General features: G+C 32.6%; 17 protein-coding genes and 1 tRNA gene. 15 read left to right on the forward strand and 3 right to left on the reverse strand.

All coding sequences use genetic code 11. The annotated features are described in order from the left end of the window. Positions 1–38: 38 nt before the first annotated feature. From ACOSP6_RS03575 to ACOSP6_RS03645, 15 genes are all read left to right on the forward strand, one after another. A tRNA-Trp gene (locus ACOSP6_RS03575) sits at positions 39–111 on the forward strand. A 17-nt stretch (positions 112–128) separates the two neighbouring features. Further along, entirely contained in the window at positions 129–320 is a 192-nt protein-coding gene (gene secE / locus ACOSP6_RS03580; RefSeq protein WP_422093010.1) for a preprotein translocase subunit SecE, read from the forward strand. 3 nt (positions 321–323) lie between these two features. Continuing rightward, positions 324–872, forward strand: a complete 549-nt coding sequence (gene nusG, locus ACOSP6_RS03585; protein ID WP_422093011.1) for a transcription termination/antitermination protein NusG — start codon at positions 324–326, stop codon at positions 870–872. A gap of 66 nt (positions 873–938) precedes the next feature. After that, complete coding sequence (rplK, locus tag ACOSP6_RS03590; RefSeq protein WP_422093012.1) at positions 939–1376, forward strand: 50S ribosomal protein L11; 438 nt, start codon at positions 939–941, stop codon at positions 1374–1376. Positions 1377–1393: 17 nt separating this feature from the next. After that, positions 1394–2086 (forward strand): 50S ribosomal protein L1, encoded by a 693-nt coding sequence (rplA, locus tag ACOSP6_RS03595; protein WP_422093013.1) that lies wholly within the window; start codon positions 1394–1396, stop codon positions 2084–2086. 20 nt (positions 2087–2106) lie between these two features. Continuing rightward, positions 2107–2625, forward strand: a complete 519-nt coding sequence (gene rplJ, locus ACOSP6_RS03600) for a 50S ribosomal protein L10 (RefSeq protein WP_422093014.1) — start codon at positions 2107–2109, stop codon at positions 2623–2625. A gap of 46 nt (positions 2626–2671) precedes the next feature. Next, positions 2672–3049: a 50S ribosomal protein L7/L12 gene (rplL, locus tag ACOSP6_RS03605; RefSeq protein WP_422093015.1), complete on the forward strand. Its 378-nt coding sequence runs from the start codon at positions 2672–2674 to the stop codon at positions 3047–3049. A gap of 245 nt (positions 3050–3294) precedes the next feature. After that, positions 3295–7104 carry a DNA-directed RNA polymerase subunit beta gene (gene rpoB, locus ACOSP6_RS03610; protein WP_422093016.1) on the forward strand — a complete coding sequence of 1270 codons (3810 nt, stop codon included), beginning with the start codon at positions 3295–3297 and terminating at the stop codon, positions 7102–7104. A 100-nt stretch (positions 7105–7204) separates the two neighbouring features. Then, the gene (gene rpoC, locus ACOSP6_RS03615) at positions 7205–11476 is read left to right on the forward strand and encodes a DNA-directed RNA polymerase subunit beta' (protein ID WP_422093017.1); all 4272 of its coding nucleotides are present in this window, start codon (positions 7205–7207) and stop codon (positions 11474–11476) included. A 56-nt stretch (positions 11477–11532) separates the two neighbouring features. Beyond that, positions 11533–11841, forward strand: a complete 309-nt coding sequence (locus tag ACOSP6_RS03620) for a DUF3467 domain-containing protein (protein ID WP_422093018.1) — start codon at positions 11533–11535, stop codon at positions 11839–11841. 70 nt (positions 11842–11911) lie between these two features. Beyond that, entirely contained in the window at positions 11912–13741 is a 1830-nt protein-coding gene (locus ACOSP6_RS03625; protein WP_422093019.1) for a DUF885 domain-containing protein, read from the forward strand. Between the two features lie 144 nt (positions 13742–13885). Then, positions 13886–17044, forward strand: a complete 3159-nt coding sequence (locus ACOSP6_RS03630; protein WP_422093020.1) for a hypothetical protein — start codon at positions 13886–13888, stop codon at positions 17042–17044. Between the two features lie 6 nt (positions 17045–17050). Continuing rightward, positions 17051–21775: a DUF6443 domain-containing protein gene (locus ACOSP6_RS03635; RefSeq protein WP_422093021.1), complete on the forward strand. Its 4725-nt coding sequence runs from the start codon at positions 17051–17053 to the stop codon at positions 21773–21775. A gap of 10 nt (positions 21776–21785) precedes the next feature. Beyond that, entirely contained in the window at positions 21786–22139 is a 354-nt protein-coding gene (locus ACOSP6_RS03640; protein ID WP_422093022.1) for a hypothetical protein, read from the forward strand. 341 nt (positions 22140–22480) lie between these two features. Then, positions 22481–22744, forward strand: a complete 264-nt coding sequence (locus tag ACOSP6_RS03645) for a hypothetical protein (RefSeq protein ID WP_422093023.1) — start codon at positions 22481–22483, stop codon at positions 22742–22744. Positions 22745–23472: 728 nt separating this feature from the next. Here the strand turns inward: ACOSP6_RS03645 and ACOSP6_RS03650 are convergent. The 3 genes from ACOSP6_RS03650 to ACOSP6_RS03660 are packed head-to-tail and all read right to left on the reverse strand — an operon-like array spanning position 23473 to position 26195. Continuing rightward, positions 23473–24189, reverse strand: coding sequence for a DUF4369 domain-containing protein (locus tag ACOSP6_RS03650; protein WP_422093024.1), 717 nt, complete (start codon positions 24187–24189; stop codon positions 23473–23475). A 37-nt stretch (positions 24190–24226) separates the two neighbouring features. Beyond that, positions 24227–25495 (reverse strand): DUF819 domain-containing protein, encoded by a 1269-nt coding sequence (locus tag ACOSP6_RS03655; protein ID WP_422093025.1) that lies wholly within the window; start codon positions 25493–25495, stop codon positions 24227–24229. A gap of 34 nt (positions 25496–25529) precedes the next feature. Next, a complete protein-coding gene (locus tag ACOSP6_RS03660) occupies positions 25530–26195 on the reverse strand; it encodes a DUF2490 domain-containing protein (protein ID WP_422093026.1) in 666 nt (221 codons plus the stop codon). Positions 26196–26251: the final 56 nt, after the last annotated feature.

Below are 26251 nucleotides of genomic sequence, written 5' to 3' on the forward strand. Positions count from 1 at the left end.
AAATTAGAGGTATCCCTTCTAAGGGATGCCTTTCTAATACGGGTTTAGCTCAGTTGGTAGAGCACTGGTCTCCAAAACCAGGTGTCGGGAGTTCGAGCCTCTCAACCCGTGCAAATTTTCTAGAAACAATGAGTAACTTTATACAATACATTAAAGACTCTTTTGAGGAGTTAAATACTAATATGACTTGGATTTCTCGTGAAGAGGCGCAAAAGTCTACAGTAGTTGTGGCAGTTTTTACAATTATTTTTGCATTAGCTGTTGCTGTAATAGATAAAGTTTTTCAAACAGGTTTAGATAACTTCTTTAAATTATTTTAAGAGATGGCTGAGTCGGTGATGAAATGGTATGTTGTAAGAGCTATCGGTGGTCAAGAGAATAAAGTTAAGACTTACATAGAAACTGAAATAGCTAGACATGGCTTATCGGATTATGTAAGTCAAGTTATTGTCCCTACTGAAAAGGTTGTTCAGATTAGAAATGGAAAGAAAATAAACAGAGAAAGAGTTTACTTTCCGGGTTATATAATGGTTGAAGCTAATCTTGCTGGAGAGGTTCCTCACGTTATTAAAGCAGTTACAGGAGTAATTGGTTTTTTGGGTGAAACTAAAGGTGGTGATCCAGTACCTATGCGTAAATCAGAGGTTAACAGGATGTTAGGTAAAGTAGATGAACTTTCTGTTAATGAAGAAGCGGTTGCAATTCCTTATACAGTAGGAGAAACAGTGAAGGTAGTAGATGGACCTTTCAATGGTTTCGATGGTATTGTAGAAAAAGTAAATGAAGAGAAACGTAAACTAGAGGTGATGGTTAAAATTTTCGGAAGAAAAACACCTTTAGAATTAAGTTACATGCAAGTAGAGAAAATATAACTGTTACATATATATTTTAAGTGTATTTGAAGCTTCCACGACAGATACACAATTAAATCTTAAACAATGGCAAAAGAAGTAAGTAAATTAGTTAAACTACAAGTTAGGGGAGGTGCTGCGAATCCGTCGCCACCAGTTGGACCCGCTTTAGGTGCTGCCGGAGTTAACATCATGGAGTTCTGTAAGCAGTTTAATGCTCGTACACAGGACAAGCAGGGTAAAGTTTTACCTGTTGTGATTACAGTATATACTGATAAATCATTTGAATTCGTTGTTAAAACACCTCCAGCTGCAGTACAGTTATTAGAAGCGGCCAAGATTAAGAAAGGTTCAGGTGAACCAAATAGAAAGAAAGTAGCAAGCGTTACTTGGGATCAAATTAGATCTATTGCAGAAGACAAGATGGTTGATATGAATGCCTTCGAAGTTGAGTCAGCAATGAGAATGATCGCAGGAACTGCTCGTTCTATGGGATTAACAGTAACAGGTGATGCACCAGCATAACTTAAAAGAGAATTAAAATGGCAAGATTAACAAGAAAGCAAAAAGAAGCTCGTGCTAAGATTGACACCTCTAAAGTTTATGACTTAAAGGATGCATCAGCATTAGTAAAAGAGATCACAAACGTAAAGTTTGATGCATCTGTAGATTTAGCAGTACGTTTAGGAGTAGATCCTCGTAAAGCAAATCAAATGGTACGTGGAGTTGTAACATTACCTCACGGAACGGGAAAAGATGTAAAAGTACTAGCATTAGTTACTCCAGATAAAGAAGCAGAAGCTCAAGCGGCCGGTGCTGATTATGTAGGTTTAGATGAATATCTACAAAAAATCAAAGGAGGATGGACTGATGTTGACGTTATTATAACAATGCCTAGTGTAATGGGTAAATTAGGTCCATTGGGTCGTGTTTTAGGTCCAAGAGGTTTAATGCCAAACCCTAAGACAGGTACAGTTACTATGGATGTTGCAAAAGCAGTAAAAGAAGTAAAGGCTGGTAAAATTGACTTTAAAGTTGATAAAACTGGTATCGTTCACGCTGCAATCGGAAAAGTATCTTTTGATGCTGATAAGATTTTCGAAAATGCAAATGAATTAGTACAAACACTTATTAAATTAAAGCCAACAGCGGCAAAAGGAACTTATATTAAAAGTATTTTTATGTCTTCTACTATGAGTCCTAGTGTTCCTGTAGATGTGAAATCTGTTTCATAAGGCAGTTAAAATGTATAATCATGACTAGAGAAGAAAAATCACAAGTAATACAAGATTTAACAGCACAGTTAGCAGATACAAGTACAATCTATTTAGCAGATATTTCTGGTTTAGATGCATTAACTACATCTAACTTACGTAGAGCTTGTTTCAAAGCGAACGTGAAATTGGCTGTTGTGAAGAATACGTTGCTTGAAAAAGCAATGGAGGCTTCTGATAAAGACTTTGGTGAATTACCTGGCGTATTGAAAGGTAATACATCATTAATGATTTCTGAAGCGGGTAATGCTCCTGCTAAGGTTATTAAAGAGTTTAGAAAAAAATCAAAAGATAGACCTTTATTAAAAGGTGCTTTTGTAGAGGAAGCTATTTACATAGGAGATGATCAATTAGACGCTCTTGTAAATATCAAGTCTCGTGAAGAACTTATCGGTGATATTATCACTTTATTACAATCTCCTGCGAAGAATGTTGTTTCAGCATTACAATCTGGAGGTGGTAAATTATCAGGTATCTTAAAAACGTTATCGGAAAAATAATTAAGCGCACTAATAAACTAATAATAAAAAATTAAAACAATTTAAAATGGCAGATTTAAAAGAATTCGCAGAACAATTAGTTAACTTAACAGTAAAAGAAGTTAATGAATTAGCTGATATCTTAAAAGATGAGTATGGTATTGAGCCTGCAGCTGCAGCTGTAGCAGTAGCTGGTCCAGCTGGTGGAGCTGGTGGAGATGCTGGTGAAGAGAAAACTGAATTTGATGTTATCTTAAAAGCAGCAGGAGGTTCTAAATTAGCAGTTGTAAAATTAGTTAAAGAATTAACTGGTTTAGGATTAAAAGAAGCTAAAGGAATCGTAGATAGCGCTCCAGCACCAATTAAAGAAGGAGTTTCTAAAGATGAGGCTGAAGGTCTTAAAGCGTCTTTAGAAGAAGCAGGAGCTGAGGTAGAGTTAAAATAATATAGCTCCCCACAAAAAAGTGGGATAACAAAATACAGGTTTAGGTGCTAAAACAATAGTTTTAGCCCTAAACCATTTTGTGTATATATTTGTTCTTACTAAATTCACAATCGCAATTTGTGTTTTTTTTCAACTTCTTTAGTTGATTATTAAATTGTTAATTATCAATTTAAAGTAGTAAAAATTGCAAGAAAAACTGTAAAAGTTTTTTAATAAAATATTTTTAATTAAAAATAGATACTCTTTTGGCAACGATAAACACTACTGAAAGAATCAACTTCGCATCTTCTCGTATTGGATCTGATTATCCAGATTTTTTGGATATTCAAATTAAATCTTTCCAAGATTTTTTCCAATTACAAACAAAGGCAGAAGAACGAGGTGAAGAAGGTTTATATAAAACCTTCATGGATAATTTCCCAATTACCGATACAAGGAATCAATTCGTATTAGAATTTTTAGATTATTTTGTTGATCCTCCAAGATATAGCATTCAAGAATGTATTGAAAGAGGTTTAACATATAGTGTTCCATTAAAGGCTAGACTTAAGTTATACTGTACGGACCCTGAACATGAAGACTTCGAAACCATTGTTCAAGATGTGTACTTAGGTACAATACCTTATATGTCTGGTTCTGGAACATTTATTATTAATGGAGCTGAGCGTGTTGTGGTATCGCAATTACACCGTTCACCAGGAGTGTTCTTTGGACAATCTTTCCACGCTAACGGAACAAAGTTATATTCAGCAAGAGTTATTCCTTTTAAAGGATCTTGGATTGAATTTGCAACGGATATCAATCAGGTAATGTATGCCTATATTGATAGAAAGAAGAAATTACCAGTAACTACTTTATTCCGTGCGATAGGATTTGAAAGAGATAAGGATATCTTAGAAATATTTGATTTGGCTGAGGAAATTAAAGTTTCTAAAGCTGGATTGAAGAAGGTATTAGGTAGAAAGTTAGCTGCGAGAGTATTAAAAACATGGCATGAAGATTTCGTTGATGAAGATACAGGAGAGGTTGTATCTATTGAGCGTAATGAGATTATCTTCGACCGTGATACTATTTTAGAGAAGGAACATGTAGATGAAATTATAGATTCTGGAGCTAAGACAATCTTACTTCATAAAGAAGATCACCAAATGGGTGATTATGCTATTATTCATAATACATTACAAAAAGATCCAACAAACTCTGAGAAAGAGGCTGTTGAGCACATCTATCGTCAATTGCGTAATGCAGAACCGCCAGATGAGGAAACTGCTAGAGGGATTATCGATAAATTATTCTTCTCAGAACAAAGATATAATTTAGGAGAAGTTGGTCGTTTCAGAATGAACACTAAACTTCAATTAAATGAAGCTATAGATCAAAAAGTATTAACGAAGAATGATATTATTACTATTGTAAAATATCTAATTGAGTTAATTAATTCAAAAGCTGAAGTGGATGATATCGATCACTTATCTAACCGTCGTGTACGTACAGTAGGTGAGCAATTAGCTGGTCAGTTTGGTGTTGGTTTAGCACGTATGGCTAGAACTATTCGTGAGCGTATGAACGTTCGTGATAACGAGGTCTTTACTCCAATTGACTTAATTAATGCAAAAACTTTATCGTCAGTAATTAATTCATTCTTTGGAACGAACCAGTTATCTCAGTTTATGGATCAAACAAATCCATTAGCAGAGATTACGCATAAACGTCGTTTATCAGCATTAGGACCTGGAGGTTTATCAAGAGAAAGAGCAGGATTTGAGGTTCGTGATGTTCACTATACTCATTACGGTCGTTTATGTCCAATTGAAACACCTGAAGGTCCAAATATTGGTCTGATATCATCACTAGCTGTATATGCTAAGGTGAATAATATGGGATTCATTGAAACTCCATATAAGAAAGTTGAAGATGGTCAAGTATTGTCGGAAGATCCAATTTATTTGAGTGCTGAAGAGGAAGAAGGAATGAAGTTCGCACAATCAAATATTGAGGTTAAAGAAGATGGTACAATTGATAGAGATAAGGTAATTGCAAGAGAAGAAGGTGATTTCCCAGTAGTAACTCCTAACGTAGTAAACTACATGGATGTTGCTCCTAACCAAATTGCTTCTATTTCTGCATCGTTAATTCCATTCTTAGAGCATGATGATGCCAACCGTGCATTAATGGGATCGAACATGATGCGTCAGGCAGTACCATTATTAAGACCTGAATCACCAATCGTAGGAACTGGATTAGAGCGTAGAGTTGCCAAAGACTCTCGTATTTTAATAAACGCTGAAGGAAATGGAGTTGTAGAGTATGTTGATGCTAATATGATTACCATCAAATATGATAGAACAGAGGAGGAGCGCTTAGTAAGTTTTGATCCAGATGAAAAATCTTACAACTTAATTAAGTTTAGAAAAACAAACCAAGGTACGAATATCAATCTAAAACCAATCGTAAAGAAAGGTGATAGAGTTGAAGAAGGTCAGGTTCTTTGTGAAGGATATGCAACGCAACAAGGAGAGTTAGCTTTAGGGAGAAATATGAAAGTTGCCTTCATGCCTTGGAAAGGATATAACTTCGAGGATGCGATTGTAATTTCTGAGAAAGTTGTACGTGAAGATATTTTTACTTCTATCCATATTGATGAATATTCTTTAGATGTTCGTGATACTAAGTTAGGAGCAGAAGAATTAACAAACGATATTCCAAACGTTTCAGAAGAGGCTACTAAAGACTTAGATGAAAATGGAATGATTCGTATTGGAGCTGAAGTAAAACCTGGAGATATTTTAATTGGTAAGATTACACCTAAAGGTGAATCTGATCCAACACCAGAAGAGAAATTATTAAGAGCAATCTTTGGAGATAAAGCTGGAGATGTAAAAGATGCATCTTTAAAAGCTTCGCCTTCATTAAAAGGAGTTGTAATTGATAAGAAGTTATTTAGAAGAGCGGTTAAAGATAAGAATAAGAGAGCTAGAGATAAGGAGGCAGTTGCTACGTTAGAAGCTTCTTTCGTTTCTAAGTTTGAAGATTTAAAAGATCGCTTAATCGATAAATTATTTGGTTTAGTAACAGGAAAAACTTCTCAAGGAATTCATAATGATTTAGGAGAGGAAGTTTTACCAAAAGGTAAGAAGTTTACTCAAAAAATGTTGAACTCAGTTGATGATTTCACGCATTTAAGTGGAACTTGGACTACCGATAAGGAATTGAATAAATTAGTTGGAGAATTAATTCACAACTATAAAATTAAAGTTAACGACTTACAAGGGGTTTTACGTCGTGAGAAATTTACTATTTCTGTAGGAGATGAATTACCAGCAGGTATTTTGAAGTTAGCTAAAATTTATATTGCGAAAAAACGTAAGTTAAAAGTTGGAGATAAAATGGCAGGACGTCACGGTAACAAAGGTATTGTTGCAAGAATTGTTCGTCAGGAAGATATGCCATTCCTAGAAGATGGAACTCCAGTTGATATCGTATTAAATCCATTAGGGGTACCATCTCGTATGAATATTGGTCAGATTTATGAAACTGTACTTGGATGGGCAGGTCAAAAATTAAACCAAAAGTATGCTACACCTATCTTTGACGGAGCTTCTTTAGATGAAATTAATAAATTAACTGATGAAGCAAGCATTCCAAGATTTGGTCATACTTACTTATATGATGGAGGTACAGGACAACGTTTTGACCAACCTGCAACAGTGGGGGTAATCTACATGATTAAGCTAGGACACATGATTGAAGATAAGATGCATGCTCGTTCTATTGGACCTTACTCATTAATTACTCAACAACCATTAGGAGGTAAGGCACAATTCGGAGGTCAACGTTTCGGAGAAATGGAGGTATGGGCACTTGAAGCTTATGGTGCATCTAGTATTTTACGTGAAATTTTAACGATAAAATCGGATGATGTATTGGGTAGAGCTAAAGCTTACGAGAGCATTGTAAAAGGAGAGCCAATGCCAGAACCTGGATTACCAGAATCATTTAACGTATTAATGCACGAACTTAAAGGTTTAGGTTTAGACGTTAAATTAGAAGAGTAAAAAAGATAATCAAGATTGATAAATTATATCAATCTTGATTTCAGTGTCTATATAATTTTATAAGTTAAGCTACATTGCTTAAAGCATTTTGCAAAACATTATGGCAAGAAAAAACGAAAAATACACTGTTAAGAAGTTTAACAAAATTTCAATTGGTTTAGCTTCTCCAGAGTCTATTTTAGAAGCATCTAAAGGAGAGGTTTTAAAACCAGAAACAATTAATTACCGTACACACAAGCCAGAGAGAGATGGACTTTTCTGTGAAAGAATTTTTGGTCCTGTAAAAGATTATGAGTGTGCATGTGGTAAATATAAAAGAATCCGATATAAAGGGATTGTTTGTGATCGATGTGGTGTTGAAGTAACTGAGAAAAAAGTTCGTCGAGATAGAGTTGGTCATATTAACCTAGTTGTGCCAGTTGCACACATTTGGTATTTTAGATCATTACCTAACAAGATGGGATATTTATTAGGATTACCATCTAAGAAGTTAGATATGATTATCTATTATGAGCGTTATGTTGTAATCCAACCTGGTATTGCTAAGAATGCTGAAGGTGATCCATTACAAAAACTTGATTTCTTAACAGAGGAAGAGTATTTAGATATCGCTGATACCTTACCACAAGACAATCAATACCTAGAAGATTCAGACCCAAATAAGTTTATAGCTAAAATGGGAGCTGAGTGTTTAATCGATTTATTAGCTCGTATCGATTTAGACGAGTTATCTTATCAGTTAAGACACAAGGCAAATACTGAAACATCTAAACAACGTAAGAACGAAGCGTTAAAAAGATTAAATGTAGTTGAAGCGTTCAGAGAGTCTCAAAAGAATAGAGAGAATAAGCCAGAGTGGATGATTATGAAAGTGGTTCCTGTAATTCCACCAGAATTACGTCCATTAGTTCCATTAGATGGAGGTCGTTTCGCTACTTCTGACTTAAATGATTTATATCGTCGTGTAATTATCCGTAACAATCGTTTAAAGAGATTAATGGAGATTAAAGCTCCTGAAGTAATCTTACGTAACGAAAAGCGTATGTTACAAGAATCAGTAGATTCATTATTTGATAATACACGTAAATCTTCAGCGGTAAAAACAGAATCAAACAGACCATTAAAGTCTTTATCTGATAGTTTAAAAGGTAAACAAGGACGTTTCCGTCAAAACTTATTAGGTAAGCGTGTTGATTATTCTGCTCGTTCTGTTATTGTTGTTGGACCAGAATTAAAATTATACGAATGTGGATTGCCAAAAGATATGGCAGCTGAATTATATAAGCCTTTTGTTATTCGTAAGTTAATCGAAAGAGGTATTGTTAAGACGGTAAAATCTGCGAAGAAAATTATAGATAGAAAAGAGCCTGTAGTTTGGGATATTCTTGAAAATGTAATTAAAGGTCACCCAGTTTTATTAAACCGTGCTCCTACATTACACCGTTTAGGTATTCAGGCATTCCAACCTAAATTAATAGAAGGTAAAGCAATTCGTCTTCACCCATTAGTGTGTACGGCATTTAACGCCGATTTCGATGGGGATCAAATGGCGGTTCACTTACCTTTAGGACCAGAGGCTATTTTAGAAGCTCAGTTATTAATGTTAGCTTCTCATAATATCTTAAACCCTGCAAATGGAGCTCCTATTACTGTACCATCTCAGGATATGGTATTAGGTCTTTACTATATGACTAAAGAGCGTAAATCTACTCCTGAATTAGAAATTAAAGGAGAAGGTTTAACATTTTACTCTCCTGAAGAAGTAACTATTGCTTTTAATGAAGGTAGAGTAGACTTAAATGCTGGAATTAAGGTTCGTACGAAAGATGTAGAAGATGGACAAGTAGTTACGAAAATTATTCAAACTACCGTTGGTAGAGTATTATTTAACGAAGTTGTTCCAGAAGCAGCAGGATATATTAATGAGGTATTGACTAAGAAATCCTTAAGAGGTATTATCGGTGGTATTTTAAAAGTTACTGATATTCCTTCTGTTGGAGAGTTCTTAGACCAAATCAAGAATATGGGATATAAATTTGCCTTCCAGGGTGGTTTATCATTCTCATTAGGAGATATCATTATTCCTGAAGAAAAGCATTCAATGATTGCTGAGGCGAATAAAGAAGTTGACGGAATTGTTATGAACTATAACATGGGTATGTTAACTCAAAAGGAACGTTATAATCAGGTGATTGATGTTTGGGGTTCTACCAACAACAGATTAACTGAATTATCTATGAAGCGTTTACGTGAGGATCAGCAAGGATTTAACTCGGTATTTATGATGTTAGATTCTGGAGCCCGTGGATCGAAAGAGCAGATTCGTCAGTTAACAGGTATGCGTGGATTAATGGCGAAGCCTAAGAAATCTACAGCAGGTGGTGGAGAAATTATTGAAAACCCAATTCTTTCTAACTTTAAAGAAGGACTTTCAATTTTAGAATACTTTATCTCTACGCACGGTGCTCGTAAAGGATTAGCCGATACAGCATTAAAAACTGCCGATGCAGGTTACTTAACACGTCGTTTAGTTGATGTTTCTCAAGATGTGATTGTTAATGAAGTAGATTGTGGTACTTTACGTGGATTAGAAGTAACTCCACTTAAGAAGAATGATGAAATCGTTGAGTCTTTAGCTGATAGAATTGAAGGTAGAGTTTCATTACACGATGTTTATCACCCAACTTCAGATGAAGTTTTAGTAGAGGCAGGTGAATTAATTACATTTAAGTTAGCTGAGAAGGTTCAAGAGTCAGGAATTGATAGAGTAGAAGTTCGTTCTCCATTAACATGTGAGTCTAAAAAAGGAATTTGTGCGCAGTGTTATGGTAAGAGTTTATCAACTGCGAAGAAAGTTCAAAGAGGTGAAGCAGTAGGAGTAATTGCAGCACAATCGATTGGAGAGCCTGGTACTCAGTTAACATTACGTACTTTCCACGTTGGAGGGGTAGCAGGAAACATTTCAGAGGACAATAAGTTAATTGCTAAGTTCGATGGAAACGTTAAAATTGAAGACTTAAGAACTGTAAAAGGTAAAGATACAAACGGAGAAGAGGTTGATATCGTAATTTCTCGTACAGCTGAAATCAAAATTGTTGATAAAAAGACTGGAATTACATTAAGTACGAATAACATCCCTTATGGTTCTATCATTTTTGATAAAGATAGAAAGTCAATCAAGAAAGGAGATGCTGTATGTCAGTGGGATCCTTTCAACGGAGTTATCGTTTCTGAATTCGGTGGAAAAGTTAAATTCGACAACTTAGAGCAAGGTATTAACTACTCTGTAGAGGTTGATGAGCAAACAGGATTCCAAGAAAAAGTAATTACAGATTCTAAGAATAAAAAAATCATTCCATCTTTAATTATTGAAGATGCTGATGGTAACGCTTTACGTTCATACAGTTTACCTGTAGGTGCACACTTAATGGTAGACAATGGTGATAAAGTAGAAGAAGGTCAAACTTTAGTTAAGATTCCTCGTAAGTCTGGAAAGGCTGGGGATATTACAGGAGGTTTACCACGTGTAACGGAGTTATTTGAAGCACGTAATCCTTCTAACCCTGCAGTAGTTGCTGAGATTGATGGTGTTGTTTCTTTCGGTAAGATTAAGCGTGGTAATCGTGAGATTATCGTAGAGTCTAAAACTGGAGAGATTAAGAAGTACTTAGTGAAGTTATCGAACCAAATTTTAGTTCAAGAAAACGACTTTATTAAAGCAGGTATGCCATTATCTGATGGAGCTACAACACCAGCAGATATCTTAAGAATTAAAGGACCTTCTGCAGTGCAAGAATACTTAGTAAACGAAATTCAAGAAGTATATCGCTTACAAGGGGTAAAGATTAACGATAAGCACTTTGAAGTAGTTGTACGTCAGATGATGCGTAAAGTTAGAATTATTGACTCAGGAGATACGTTGTTCTTAGAGAATCAGTTAGCTCATAAGAATGATTTCATTGAAGAGAATGATAAGATTTACGGAATGAAAGTAGTTGAAGATGCTGGAGATTCTGAAAACTTAAAAGCAGGTCAATTAGTTACTGCACGTCAATTAAGAGATGAAAACTCAATTTTACGTAGACAAGATAAAAACTTAGTGGTAGCAAGAGAAGCACAACCTGCAACAGCAGAACAGGTATTACAAGGTATTACTAGAGCGTCTTTACAAACTAAGTCATTTATCTCTGCAGCTTCTTTCCAGGAAACTACGAAAGTATTAAATGAGGCAGCTGTAAATGGTAAGATTGATACTCTTGAAGGATTAAAAGAGAATGTAATTGTAGGTAAACGTATCCCAGCTGGTACTGGTATCAGATCTTACGAAAACATCATCGTTGGTCCTAAAGATGAAATAGAAAAAAGCTTATAATATTTAATTTTAAAAAGACCTCATATTGAGGTCTTTTTAGTTTATAACATATTTTAATGGAAGAAAATAAAGAACCACAAATTAACATTGAGTTAGATCAAGAGGTTGCTGAAGGAACTTATTCTAACTTAGCAATTATAAATCACTCTGTATCTGAATTTATCGTTGATTTTATTAATATTATGCCAGGTGTTCCAAAGGCGAAAGTAAAATCAAGAATTATTTTAACTCCTCAACATGCAAAGAGATTAACAAAAGCTTTAGCAGATAATGTTCGAAAGTTCGAACAGGTTCATGGAGAAATAAAAGATTATGAGCAGCCTCCAATTCCAATGAATTTTGGAGGAACGACAGGAGAAGCTTAAATTATAAGAACCGAAACATATTTGTTTCGGTTTTTTATTTACGTATTTTTAGGACTCAAATATTTCAAAAATGAAGTTTAAAAACATATCTAAATATGTCGCATTATCTATTGTTTTAGTAAGTGTGGCTTGTAAAACAGAACAAAAAGAAACACAACCAACTACGGAGGAGATTCAAGCTGAATCGTCAAAAGTAAATGCGTTTTTCCAAAAACAATTTGAGCAATCAATGGATTTACATCCAATGTATCAAACCTATCTTGGAATAAAAAAAGATGCTGATAAATGGGATAATTTGTCTGATGCATTTGCGGATAAAGAGTTGGCCTTAACTAAAAAGGCTTTACAATGGATGAATGATTCTGTCAATGTTAAGGCTTTAGATAAGAATACCAAGCTTAGCTATGATTTGTTCAAGCAAAATTTGGAAAATACAATTTCCGATGACAAATACAGATTATATACCTATCCTGTTAATCAAATGCATGGCGCACAAGCCGAAATCCCAGCATTTTTAATTAATATGCATCAAATTTCAGATAAAAAAGATGCTGAAAATTACATAAGCAGATTGAAAGGAATTAAATCAATGTTCAATCAAATATGTGACGGTTTAAATAAGAGGCAAGAAGCAGGAATAATGATTCCTAAGTTTGTTTTTGCGAAAGTCTTAGATGATTCTAGAAACCTCGTTAAAGGACAACCTTTTGATACTTCAGAAAAGAAGAGCACACTATTAGTTGATTTTGAATCTAAAGTTTCAAAGCTTGAAATAGCTGATCATGAGAAGAAAGAATTATTAGAAGCTGCAACAAAAGCTTTAAAAGAAGATGTTCTAGCGGGATATAAGATGTTAATATCAACTTTAGAAGAGCAAGAAAAAATAGCGACAACTGATGATGGTGCTTGGAAGTTTCCGAATGGTGAAGCGTTTTATAACAATGCTCTAAAGAGAACGACAACTACAAATTTGACGGCTGATGAAATTCATAAAATTGGATTAGCAGAAGTCGAGAGAATTCATGGAGAAATGAAAAAAATCATGAAAAAAGTTGGTTTCAAAGGAACACTTCAAGAATTCTTTGAATTTATGAAAACTGATAAGCAATTCTATTTTGCAGCAACTGATGAAGGAAGAAAAGAGTATATGGATAAAGCGACAGCTATCATTAATACGATGAAAGGGCGATTAGATGAATTATTTATTACAAAACCAAAAGCAGGTCTACAAGTAAAAGCTGTTGAAGGCTTTAGAGAGAAGTCTGCAGGTAAAGCTTTTTATCAACAGCCGGCGATAGATGGATCTCGTCCAGGAACTTATTATGCAAATATGTATGACATGGCAAGTATGCCTTCTTATCAAATGGAAGCCTTAGCATATCACGAAGGAATTCCAGGTCATCATATGCAAATTGCAATTGCGCAAGAATTAAAAGATGTACCGATGTTCAGAAAATTTGGACGATATACTGCTTATGTAGAAGGTTGGGGATTATACTCTGAGTTTATTCCTAAAGAAATGGGGTTCTATTCTGATCCATATTCTGATTTTGGTCGTTTAGCCATGGAATTATGGAGAGCTTGTCGTTTAGTTGTAGATACAGGTATACACTCAAAAAAATGGACAAGAGAAGAAGGTATTAAATATTATACTGATAATACACCAAACGCCGAATTAGATGCCATTAAAATGGTAGAAAGACATATTGTAATGCCAAGTCAGGCAACAGCATATAAAATAGGAATGATTAAAATTATAGAGCTTCGAGAAAAGGCTAAAAAAGCTTTAGGAGAGAAGTTTGATATCAGAAAATTCCATGATGTTGTTTTAACAAATGGTCCATTACCACTTGATATTTTAGAAAATTTAGTTGATGAATATATTGTTTCTGAAAATTAAAAAGTAAACAAATTATAATATCTAAACCGTTGAATTTTTCAACGGTTTTTTTGTGTCCTTCAATGGCCTTATCTATTTGGTAAAAAGAAAATTAATAGTACATTTGCAGCCGGGAAATAAAAATTGTTATAAAATAAATTCAATATGTTTTATTATTTAATTGATAGACTAAAACAATCTTTAGTATTGTTAGTCTTTGGTATGTCTTCATTTGTAATGTCTCAGGATTTTAGCTTTGTTAATGAAGATGATGGTATTTCATATGATACCACACATGAGAGTACTAATATAGTAATACCATTATATAATGTTAAAATTAATGGAGCTACATTTCCAATTACTCTTAGTTATGATAATACTGGGACTAAAGTTTCTGATATTCCCTCTAGTGTAGGGTATAATTGGAGCTTACTAGCTGGTGGACAGATAAATTCAACTATAAATCATTTGCCTGATTATAGTGAAAATGGTTGGTTTAATTCTTCAATACCTCAAGAATATACAGCCGAAATGTCCAATAGCATTCTCTATGAAAATCATGATGCTCATCCAGATTATTTCTCTGTGTCAATGAGTAATGGAGATAATTTTCAATACTTGATGAGAAAAAATTATACCACTAATGGTTCTTTTTATTTATCTACTTTATTTATGAATCCCATAAATGATGTGGCTAACATAGCTAATAGACTTAATGAACAAGATGAACAACTTTTTGAGTCTTATGATAAGGCAGGAGATATAGAGATAAAGAAGAGGAACGGTATTAATTATATTTTTAGAAGTGGAGTAAAAAGGAAATTGCCTTATGACTTAAAAAGATATATTGCTAATTCTTACATGGATGTAGATACAATTGTAAAATCTAATTTTTATTTACACAAAGTATTTAGTGATAAAAATACTGATTTTATAGATTTCAAATATAAAGAAACTATACTCAATAAGTATATCATGCATACTAAAGCTACTAGATCAATTGAAACTGAAAGAGATGGAAGTAAAAGTTATTATTTAGACGGTTATCATCAAGATATATCGGTTGAGGATATCTCGAGAAAAGAAATAAAAGAAATTATAACAAATAAAATTAGGGTTGAATTTATTTATAAAAAAGAAATATTTACTCGAAATCTTTCAAGTTTCATTGATTTTAGCCATGGTTATCCAATTGAAAAGTTAGAAAATCAACAAATAAACTTACTAGACCAAATAAATATTTTTGATAATACTGGAAATTATATTAAAGGTTTTAGTTTTGAGTATACCCAACAGACACAAAATCAAGAGGATTTTGAGGGCTTATTGAGGATTAAGAGGATATTTGAAATAGCAAGAAATAAAACATCAAAAAGGCTTTTCAGGGAGTTTAACTATAATGTTTTTCCGACTGGAGAAACTGTTTATACACAAGCTAAAGATTTTTTTGATTATCCTAACGGAGCCTTTACCAATAATCAATTCAATCAGTTTTTAATGATAAGAACTCAATCAGGTGAACTAAATAGAAGACCCAATTTAGATCATATGAAAAAAGGAGTTTTAAAGTCGATACTTACACCAGAAGGAAAATTAATTGAATATTTATACAAAATTAATGAGGTCAATGGACAGTATTATGGAGGTTTATTAGTCGATAAAATAATAACCTATGATGGAGAAAACAAACTATCAGAAAAGGAATTTATTTACGAAGAACCAGAAGGTTTTTATATCCCTATTGATACAGAAAGCATTCCAAATATTTCAAATGATCATCTTTTTTCTAAGGGGTATTTCGATAACACACTAATGCAGTATCCTTGGCAAACCTTATTTACAGAAAAGGATCCTCAAAGTACTTCTAATAGTTTAAAGTATAACTTATATGATTCTCCAGTAGAATTAGTCCAGAATACAACACTTTTAGATCAAAAAGTAAATGAGTTAAACTTAGAGTTCAGTCAAATTAAATCAGGTTCTTTCTATAGAAAAATTTCAAGTAGTGTAAAGAACATTCACACGAATACTTTTGAAAAAGGTTCTGTTGTCAATTATTATGAACCATCTTTGTCAGGTTTTTATTTAGATAAAAATATTTCTAAAACTGAATATTTAAATTCAAATAATCAGAAGGTTAAAGAAACTACTTATACTTATAGTAATGTTAATTTGACTCCAATTCAAGTTTATGAATACAATAATGTTCACTTGAATTCAGGCTCTAGAAATACCAGTTTATTTAGATATGTAATAGAGCCTAAGTTTTTTTATGGAGCTTGGGAAGTTATTCGTAGCTCAGAGAATACTAATTATTCTTTAACAGGTGAAAACATATTATCTAGTCAAAAGATAGATTATACATACGTAAATGAGAATTCTGAAGAACCAAATGATTACACTTTAGTTAAAGAAGTGATAACATCATCAAAAGGTAAACTAGTAAGTAAACAAAACTATGTTTATTACAGAGAGTTAGTTGGTCATAGAGATGATCTATTTCTGTATATCGCAAATCCGATTATTCAAACTAATAACTGGATTATGAAAGATAACAATTGGTTATTAAATTCTTCTTCAATAAATGAATATAGAGATTATAATAATGCAAAAGTAAAATTAGTTAAAAGCTATTCAGTAGACAACTCTAATCTTAATGGAGCATTATTATTTGAAGATAATTTCTCTCATAGTTATTATGATAATTCTAATAATTTGATAATTCAGCCTGTGACGAATAATTTTATTGAATTTTATTATGATTCTGACGGAAAATTATTAGGTAAAAGAAATAATTTAAATTCAGTTACAGAAGCTTATCAAAAAAGTGAAGAGTATGATGGTTTGCATGTTGACGCTATTCTAACAACGAATCTACCTTTTACCTCTGTTAGTGAATTATTTATCAAAAAAAGTTTTGAGAATTCAGATGAAAGTGACGTTGTTAAAGTATCTAATGCATTTTCCGGAGATTATGTTTTTAATGGTAATACTATTTCTTTAGGAGAATTTCCTGCAGGTTATCTAGTTTCATATTGGAAATTTTCTAATGATAAATGGAATTATGTTAGTTTAATTCATAATGGTGGGGCTGTTCTCATTAATAAACCTACAGATGCTTTATATATTGATGAAATAAGAGTGCAACCACCTAATTCTAGCATCCAATCTTTTACTATGAAACCTCAAATAGGCTATACCTCAAAATTAAACAATAGAGGAGAGGGAGAAAGAGTTGAATATGACATTTATGGAAATACAATGTTCTTATTCGATAAAGATAAAAACGTATTGCAAGAAACAAGAATAAACAAAAGAAATTAATTGATTATGAAAAAGATACTATTACTAATATCTATACTTCTATATTCTGCTATATATGCTCAAATGAATCCTAGAGAATATGCTCAATATTTAGATGCTAATTTTAGTACGTTAAAAGGGGCTATTCAGGCGACCGACACATATTGGTCATTTCGAAATCTAGGTTCTTGGTCAAAAGTTTATAAGTTTTATAAGGATGTTGATAATGATGGTTTTCCAGATAGAAATGGAGAATATATTGCATATAGAAATGCAGATGGACTAAGTACAAGTGATGAAATTAAAACTGTCAATATTTTTGATGTTAATGGATTAAATACTGGTGAAACTGTAACTTATAAACTGGCCAGAAAGTTCTTTGATGGTAATTATTGGGTCATGCCTTATTTAGTTGAAGGAGCATCTTACGATTATTATGATTCTAATGGTCAATATGTTAGTTTGTGGCATGATTCTACTAATCCTATTAACTTTATTAAAGATTGCAATGATAATTCTTCTGATAGCAATTATAAATTAGGTATCTATTATAAAGATACGGACAATGATGGTTATGGAGATGCTTCAGCAACTAAACCAAAATATTTCCCTTTATTCTGTCCTGATAATGGTTATGTTGGTAATAATGAAGATTGCAATGATAACGATTCAACAATTACTAACCAACCTGTAAATTGGTACAGCGATTTTGATAATGATGGTTTTGGGGATTCTAATAGTTTTATCAATTCATGTACCTCTCCAGGAAGTTATTATGTAAGAAATAATCAAGATTGCGATGATACCAATCCTAATTATAATAATAAAGATATTACTTGGTATGCTGATTTAGATGGTGATGGTTTTGGTGATCCGAATGATTCAATTGTAGCATCTTGTCCGCCACTTAATTATGTAACCAATTGTTACTTTGATGAATGTCCTACAGAAGCTGGAACGAGAGAAAACGGATGCCCACTTGTTGATTTTGATTTTGACAATCAAAATCAAAATTATACTTATAGTCGTTCTTATTCAGAACCTGTAAAAAGTGAAAATCTTTCTTCGGTTAATTCAGATAAAGTTATTGAGAATATAACTTACATTGATCCAGCTGGAAGAATTATTCAGGAAAATGGTATAAAAATAGGAGCTACAGGAAATGATATTGTCAAACACTATGAATATAACGGAAATGGTGAGTTGTTAAAAGAGTATTTACCTTATTCAAAAATCTCAAGTAATGGTTTATTATCTAACAATGCTAAACAAGAAACATTAAGTTATTACAATACTACAGAGTATGATAATACAGTAAATCCTTATACAAATTCTAGAGTTGAAAATTCACCATTAAACAGAACACTTGAAGTAGCAGCTCAAGGGAATACTTGGCAATTGGATGAGAACAATGATACAGATCATACAGTAAAATATGAATATGGTATCAATTCAACTTCAGACAACGTTAGAAAGTTTGCAGTTAATTTAATTGCTGATAATACAAGTAATCCTGAACTAGTTGAAAACTCAGTTTTTCCTGAAGGAGCCTTAAAGAAATCAATTGTAAAAAATGAAAATTGGCAACCAAATCAAGAGTTTAGCACAGATAATACTACAGAAACTTATGAGGATGAAAGAGGTAGAATTATTTTAAAGAGAAGTTTCAATAAAGCAGAGAAGATAGATACCTATTATGTATATGATGTTTTTGATAACTTAACTTATGTACTGTCACCTAAATTATCATTAAAATCAACAATAACTCAAGTGGATCTTAATGATTTAGCACATCAGTTTAAATTTGATGGAAAAGGAAGAATTATTGAACGAAAAATACCTGGAAAAGGATGGGAATTTTTAGTTTATGATAGAGAAGATAAAATTATTTTTACTCAAGATGCTTTACAAAGACAAAGAAATAAATGGGTTTCATTAAAATATGATTTTAAAAACAGGTTAGTTTTAAACACTATTTATAATAGAGATATTTCTAGAGAATCTCTTCAAAACGAAGTAAACTCAAATTCAAGTACTCAATTATTTGAAACTAGGTCTAATGTTAATGTTTTAATAGATGGAGAAAATGTTTTTTATTCGAATTTAGCTTTTCCTGTTACAACTAGTCAATTGGAAGTTAATGTAGTTAACTATTATGATAATTATGAAAATGTATTACCATCTGGTCTTACAAATACCATAACTACTTCATTTGGCATAGAATCTTCTAGTAACACTACTGATTTATTAACAGTATCTAAAAAAGCAATTTTAGACACGAATCATTGGATTACATCTGTTATTTATTATGATAATAACGGGAGACCTATATATGTATATTCGCATAATTCATTTTTAAATACTATAGATATTGTTGAGTATAAATTGGACTTTTTAGGTAAAATTTTGCAAACTAATGAAATTCATAAACGAGAAGGTTATGAAGATATATCTATTGTAAACAGATTAGATTACGATAGAGCAGGTAGATTACTAACTCAAAAACAATGTTTAAGTAAAGGAGAGGTAAATTGTAATGAATCTGTTGAAGATTCAGTTACTTTATCTTCTGAATTAAATAACACAAACGGAACTGAGGTGATAAATGCAGCAAATAGTATTGTATTATTACCAGGTTTTAAAGCTACAGCAAGTCAAAATTTTGCATTAAATCTAAAAGTTACAAATAGTAATACTACATTTGAGACTATAGTAGAAAACTCATACAATGAGCTAGGTCAAATTATAGAAAAAGGTGTTGGAGGAAAAGGTAATCAAAGATTGCAAAAAGTAAATTATGCATTTAATGTTAGAGGTTGGTTAAAGAAAATAAATAATGATACCGCTAATGATAATGATTTATTTAATTATTCATTAAAGCACGAAGATGCAACAAATGAGGCTGATAAATTGTATAATGGAAATATTAGTGAAATTAGTTGGAATACATTAAATGTTGATTCAAGTACTAAAAAGTATACTTACCAATATGATGCCTTGAACAGATTAACTAAAGCTATTGATAATTCAGCTAAATACAATGTTGAGCTAAGCTATGATGAAAATGGTAATATACAAACGCTAAATAGGCAAGGACATACTAATGAGGAAGCAACCGTGTTTGGTACTATGGATGATTTAACCTATGATTATGATAATGGTAACAAACTTAAAAGAGTTGTTGATGCATCAGGAATTGATTTTGGTTTTAAAGATGTAAACAATACTAACCCTGATGGAACTTATGTAGATGATTACACTTATGATGTAAATGGAAATACTACATCTGATCTTAATAAAGGAATAACCAGTATAACCTATAACAATTTAAACCTTCCAGATGTAATTACAACAAGTCAAGGTACTATTAAATATGTGTATGATGCTGGGGGAAAAAGGTTGGCTAAAACTGTAAAGTTAACTACTGAAACAGACGGTAAGACTACGGAATATGCAGGGAACTACATTTATCAAAACTCTGGAGTTAGTGGAAGTGTTTCAGAATTACAGTACATAAACCAAACCGAAGGTTATATTAAGTATGATGATAATCAATTTATTTATGTATATCAATACAAGGACCATTTAGGAAACATTCGTTTATCATATGCAGATATTAATAACGATGGTTTAATTACAAGTAATTCTGAAATATTAGATGAATCTAATTATTATCCTTTTGGTTTAAAACATGTTGACCAAAACAGTATCTTTAGCTCAAATGGTAATAGTATAGCTCAAAAACTAGGTTATAATGGAAAAGAACTTGAAAAAGGTTTAGGAGTTAATTTATATGAGATGGATTGGAGGAGTTATGATCCTTCAATTGGAAGATGGACTGTAATCGATCCTGTTATTCATTTATCTTTAAGTCCTTATAATGCTTTCGATAATAATCCTATTTATTTTAGTGATCCTAGTGGGGCTGATTCAGAACAGGTTTTATCGCCACCCGAAAGAGATGGTGAATTTGATGGTGAGATTGTTGATAGAGATGGAACAAGTTATATTTGGGATGTTGTAACAAAACAATGGACTGAGCTTTTAGATGAAGTTGTTGTACAGGGAGCAACTAATAATAAAACAGGTTATGAACCTACTGAAAGAGATTGGGAGATATTGGAAATGATAAGAGAATCTTCACCTACTTTATATAAACAAATACGAGGTAGGTATGATAGAGGTGAATATTTCGCTCTAGGAAATGATGGTCGTTACAGAGGTTTTTCGGCGAATTGGAGAGCGGGCTGGTTAAACTCTGACCCCAATGGAATTGGTAATACATTAAGCAAATTAGCAGCTGTAACTATTGGTGGAACTTTGGTGCTTAGTAATCCTGTTGTGGCTTCGTTTGCTGTTTCGGGAGGTAATTTAAGTTTAGGTACAGTATCACAAGGTTTCAAAGGAAGAATGGCGTACGATTTTGCTAGTGAGCTTATAACTAATGATTTTAATATAAAGAAAGTTAATTTTTTAGGAGTAGCATTAACTGCTGTCACCGGAAGCAAATTTGTAGAAGTTATTGGAGCTGGAGTTGACGTTACATTTGCTGATGGGATTCAATTTAAAAGTGTAGAACAAACAATAGTGAGTTTTTATGCAGGTAGACTTAATAGTAATAAATTATCTACAGATGGGTTTGTTCAGTCTATTGGACCTGCAATAATTCAAGGTGGAGTTAAAAAAGTAGAAGATTACATTAATAGTAATTTAGATAATTGGACTATTTTTGGAGCTCAAAAAGCTTATTAAATATATTATTATGAAAATTGGAGATAAATTAGTTTTTTTTGCGGTGGTATTGATTGTTGTAGGAATTTTAGTAAATACCCTTATAAATGAAAAAGAGTTAGCAGAAAATAAGAAATTCACTACTGGGAAGATAATTGAAGCTTCATATACTGGAGGAAAGTATTATATTAAATATAGTTTTAAAGTAAAAAATAAAAAATATTACGGTGAAGTTAGAACAAATTTTTTTAAATGTGATAATGGTATTGATGGTTGTCTAGGAGAGAATTTCGAAGTAATATATTCAGGTATAAACCCTAATAATAATGACATAAATTTAGGGAAATATAATCACTTTAAAATGAGAAATAGAATTATCAAATAAGTTAAATTTTATTTCCTAGAGCTCGGATTTTTCATCCGGGGAAAAATGATTAGTTTTTTAATACTTACAATAGCTCGGAAATTATTTCCGGGCTATCTTTTTTCAATTAAGTATAAACTATAGTTATGAACGAGATAGAGTTTTAGGATTCCTTCGTCATTTCACTTCTAGGAGTGGCGTTTTTTTTGCCATTGCGAGCCTAGCGAAGCAATCTTTTTAAATGTACCCTAATATTTAACTTTTTTATAAAATCACCCTTTTCGGGTGAGTAAGACCATGTTTTTAGCATTTATATTTGTTGGAGTATTAATCAATTATTAAAAATTTAAATACAAAAAGAAATGGAATTTTTAAAAAACATGAACGCTAAAGCGTTATCAAAAAATCAGTTAAAAACTATTGTTGGAGGTGCTAGCTATAGCTGTAGATGTGCAAACGGAAGTAAATCTTGGACAAAAGATTACAATTCAGATTTATCAGCTGCTATTGATGCAACAAATCAATGTGGAGGAGCTGTTGCTTATTGTGATACAGTTTCTGGTTCATTAGCTGGCGGACCTGCACCCGATAGCGCGGATTTGCAACCCGATGGCCCGGATTTGTAATCCGTGCAATAATATAAAGTTATATACTATTTTTAAAACCCGATAGCGCGGATTTGCAATCCGTGAGAATTAACACTAACAATTAAGATATATACTATTAATAAAAGCTCGGAAATCATTTCCGAGTTTTCTTTTTTGTATTATGTCATTGCGAGCTTCTAGATATAGAAGCGAAGCAATCTTTATATTTAATAATGAGATTCCTTCGTCAAGTTGTTAAAACAGGTTTACAACTTTCCTCGGAATGACGATAGTTTTGTTGAGTACGTCATTGCGGGCCTAGCGAGGCAATCTTTTCCCCGCTCCCGCCAGTTTGTAACTGGTGGCGATTATGAGTAAGAAGAATAGTAATTAATATATATACACTATTTATAAATCCTCGGGGAATGACGTTTGCTTTTTGCTTGTCATTGCGAGCCTAGCGAGTCAATCTGTTCATTTGTATCTCTATCTGCCCCTAATTGTAACTATTTAAGATTTCTAAATGAACAATCTATTGTTTGATACTTTTTTGTCATTTTTTAGTAGAATAAAAACTAACTAACAGCTTAATAATCAGTAAATCAATTGTTTCTTAGTTTTTTCATATATTTACACCATGGGTCTATCCTATGTTTTAAGGGAAAGTAAAATTTGGGGGAATGCTACTGAACTTAAACTAAAAGACCAAAAAAAGCCTTTCTGAAAAGAAAGGCTTTATATTTTTATAGGATAGAAGTACTTAAAACTTACTCCGCTTTTTTACTTTCAGCTTCTTTTATCTCAGTTACGAACTTGTTCAAGCGCTTACCGTAATCAGAGTTTTTTACCTTTTCTGATAAACTATTATTAATTGTATCTAATAAATATAAATTTGCATCATATAATTCAGTTAAAGCGATATACGGTGCTGCTTCACTGTCTTTATTTGAAATCGCAAAATTTGTTGCAAATAAGAAACGACGACGAACTAATTTATTGAAAGCTTTGGATAAACTGTCAGCTTTAATACTGTCATTTTTAGAACGAGCTTCTAAGTCTTTTGCAATGAAGTCTAAACGTTTTGATTTGAATTGCTTATCAATTTCATTGAATTTATCCATTACTTCTTGATTTGAAGATCCAGTAATAGATGGCTCAATTCCAAAATTTTCAACATTATCTTCAATTGTAATGTTTCCTTTTTCTCCAAAGAACATTATTTTCTTAGGAGTAGTATTACCATCAAAAGTTAAATAATACATTACCGGAGAGTCTACATTATCAGTAAGAGAAAACTTATCATCACCTAATAACTGAATAGAATCAACTGAAACGATGGCTGTATCTTTCATTTTTTGAAGATACAATGTTCCTTTTTTCAGACCTTTAATTTGACCAGATACTACCATGTTTCCTTTTTTCTTCTCTGATGAACAGGAAAAAGCTATTAAAGAAACGAATACTAATGCGATAATATTTCTCATGTGTGTTTTAAATTTTCGATTGCAAATATGCAGAATTCTAGGCAACTTTTGAGGCGATTTCCATTAAAATTGTACACAAAATGGCTCCATAGGTTCCGACAACATATCCGAATACTGCTAATAGCACACCAACAGTTGCTAAAGAAGGATGAAATGCCGCTGCAACTACAGGTGCGCTAGCCGCTCCACCGACATTTGCTTGGCTTCCAACTGCCAAAAAGAAATATGGAGCTTTTATCAATTTCGCAACTAAAATTAATAATCCAGCATGAATAGCCATCCAAACTAAACCAACTACAATCAACCATGGGTTTTCAAATATTCCACTTAAATCCATTTTCATTCCTATCGTTGCAACAAGTATGTATATAAAAACACTACCTAATTTACTTGCTCCCGCGCCTTCATAATTTTTAGCTTTGGTAAATGACAGTCCAATACCAATTGCCGTAGCAATGGTAATCATCCAAAAGAATTTTGAGGAGAATGATGACAAGGCAGAGCTTTTATCGGCTACAGCACTTACATTTTCTGTTAAAAATGATGAGATAGATTGTGCACCCCAATGTGCAATACCAACTGCGCCGAAAGCTAAGGCTAAAAGAATCATTAAGTCAGTCAAGGTAGGATTTCGCTTTACGCTCTCCGCAAAAGAACTTACTTTTTGTTTCAATTCTTCAATTGCCGAATTATCTGCTTTCAACCAGTTATCAATTTTATCGGACTTTCCAATACCGACTAATAAAATGGCCATCCATATGTTGGCTACAACAATATCAACCAAAACCATTCCTCCATACTTTTGAGGGTTGTACTGATAAATTTCTAACATAGCTGCTTGATTTGCCCCTCCACCAATCCAACTTCCGGCTAGAGTTGATAACCCTCTCCAAACCGCGTCAAATCCTAAACCTCCAACGGTTTCAGGAGAAACCAAAGAGATTAATAGAATAGCTAAAGGACCACCAATTATAATTCCTATTGTTCCTGTAAAAAACATAATTAATGCTTTAGGCCCGAGATTAAAAATGGCTTTTAAATCAATACTTAAAGTCATTAATACCAAAGAGGCAGGTAATAAAAATCGGCTAGCGATATAATATGTTTTAGAGGTATCTGCAGAGATAATACCAAGAGAATTAAAGATAGCTGGAATTAAATAGCACATTAATAATCCTGGGATGATTTTATAAAATTTTAACCAGAATCCTTTTTTAATACTTTCAGTATAAAAAACGAATCCGAGAGAAATCATTAAGATTCCGAATACAATTGCATCGTTAGTAAAGAACGGTTGATTTTCCATTAGTTGTTAAGTTTTTGCTAAGGTATCAAATTTTTTATTTTGCTTTTTTTCTATGGTCAGTGCTTATTGCAATTCCCAATTGAATTCGATCTAAATTTTGATTATTGATATTAATACTCATATAACCTAGCTGGAGTTTTGCAGTTTTTGAAAGTTGGTATTTAACTCCTAATCCAAACCAATTTTGGTTGTAAGCATCGCCACCGTCAAAATCAAAAAATACTTCATCATATATATAACTCGACCATTTTTTTGAGATTGGATATCCTAATCCTAATTGATATCTTAACAAATGACCAGTTTGAGAATTAAAAAAACGATGTTCTGCTCGCAAACGGTGAGCGAAACTTAAATTGGCTGCTTTATGGTTTGATAATATATCTTCATAAATACGATGATCATCAAAAGTACCACCCTCAATTCCAAAGGTTGTGTCCGTATCTAAAAAAGCATATCCAAGGGTAGCGCTAAATGTTTTATTCAACTTGTAGTTCGCGCCAAAACGCAAAATATACTGTTGTAAATCGTCACCAAATTCGTAGAAACGAAAATGTGCCATTGATTTAATACTGAATTTGTCCGATATTTTATGAGAACCATTGTACATATACCATACACCTAATTCTTTTTCAGGGTTTTCTTGTGCTTTTACAAATTGCGCTCCCACAACAAAAAGTACAAGTAGGGCTATTTTTTTCATATTATTCGAAAGTTTTAAACAAAAAGAAATCCTTGTTAATAGTAAATTAAACAAGG

The sequence above is a fragment of the Tenacibaculum sp. MEBiC06402 genome (assembly GCF_049239625.1).
Lineage (GTDB): Bacteria > Bacteroidota > Bacteroidia > Flavobacteriales > Flavobacteriaceae > Polaribacter.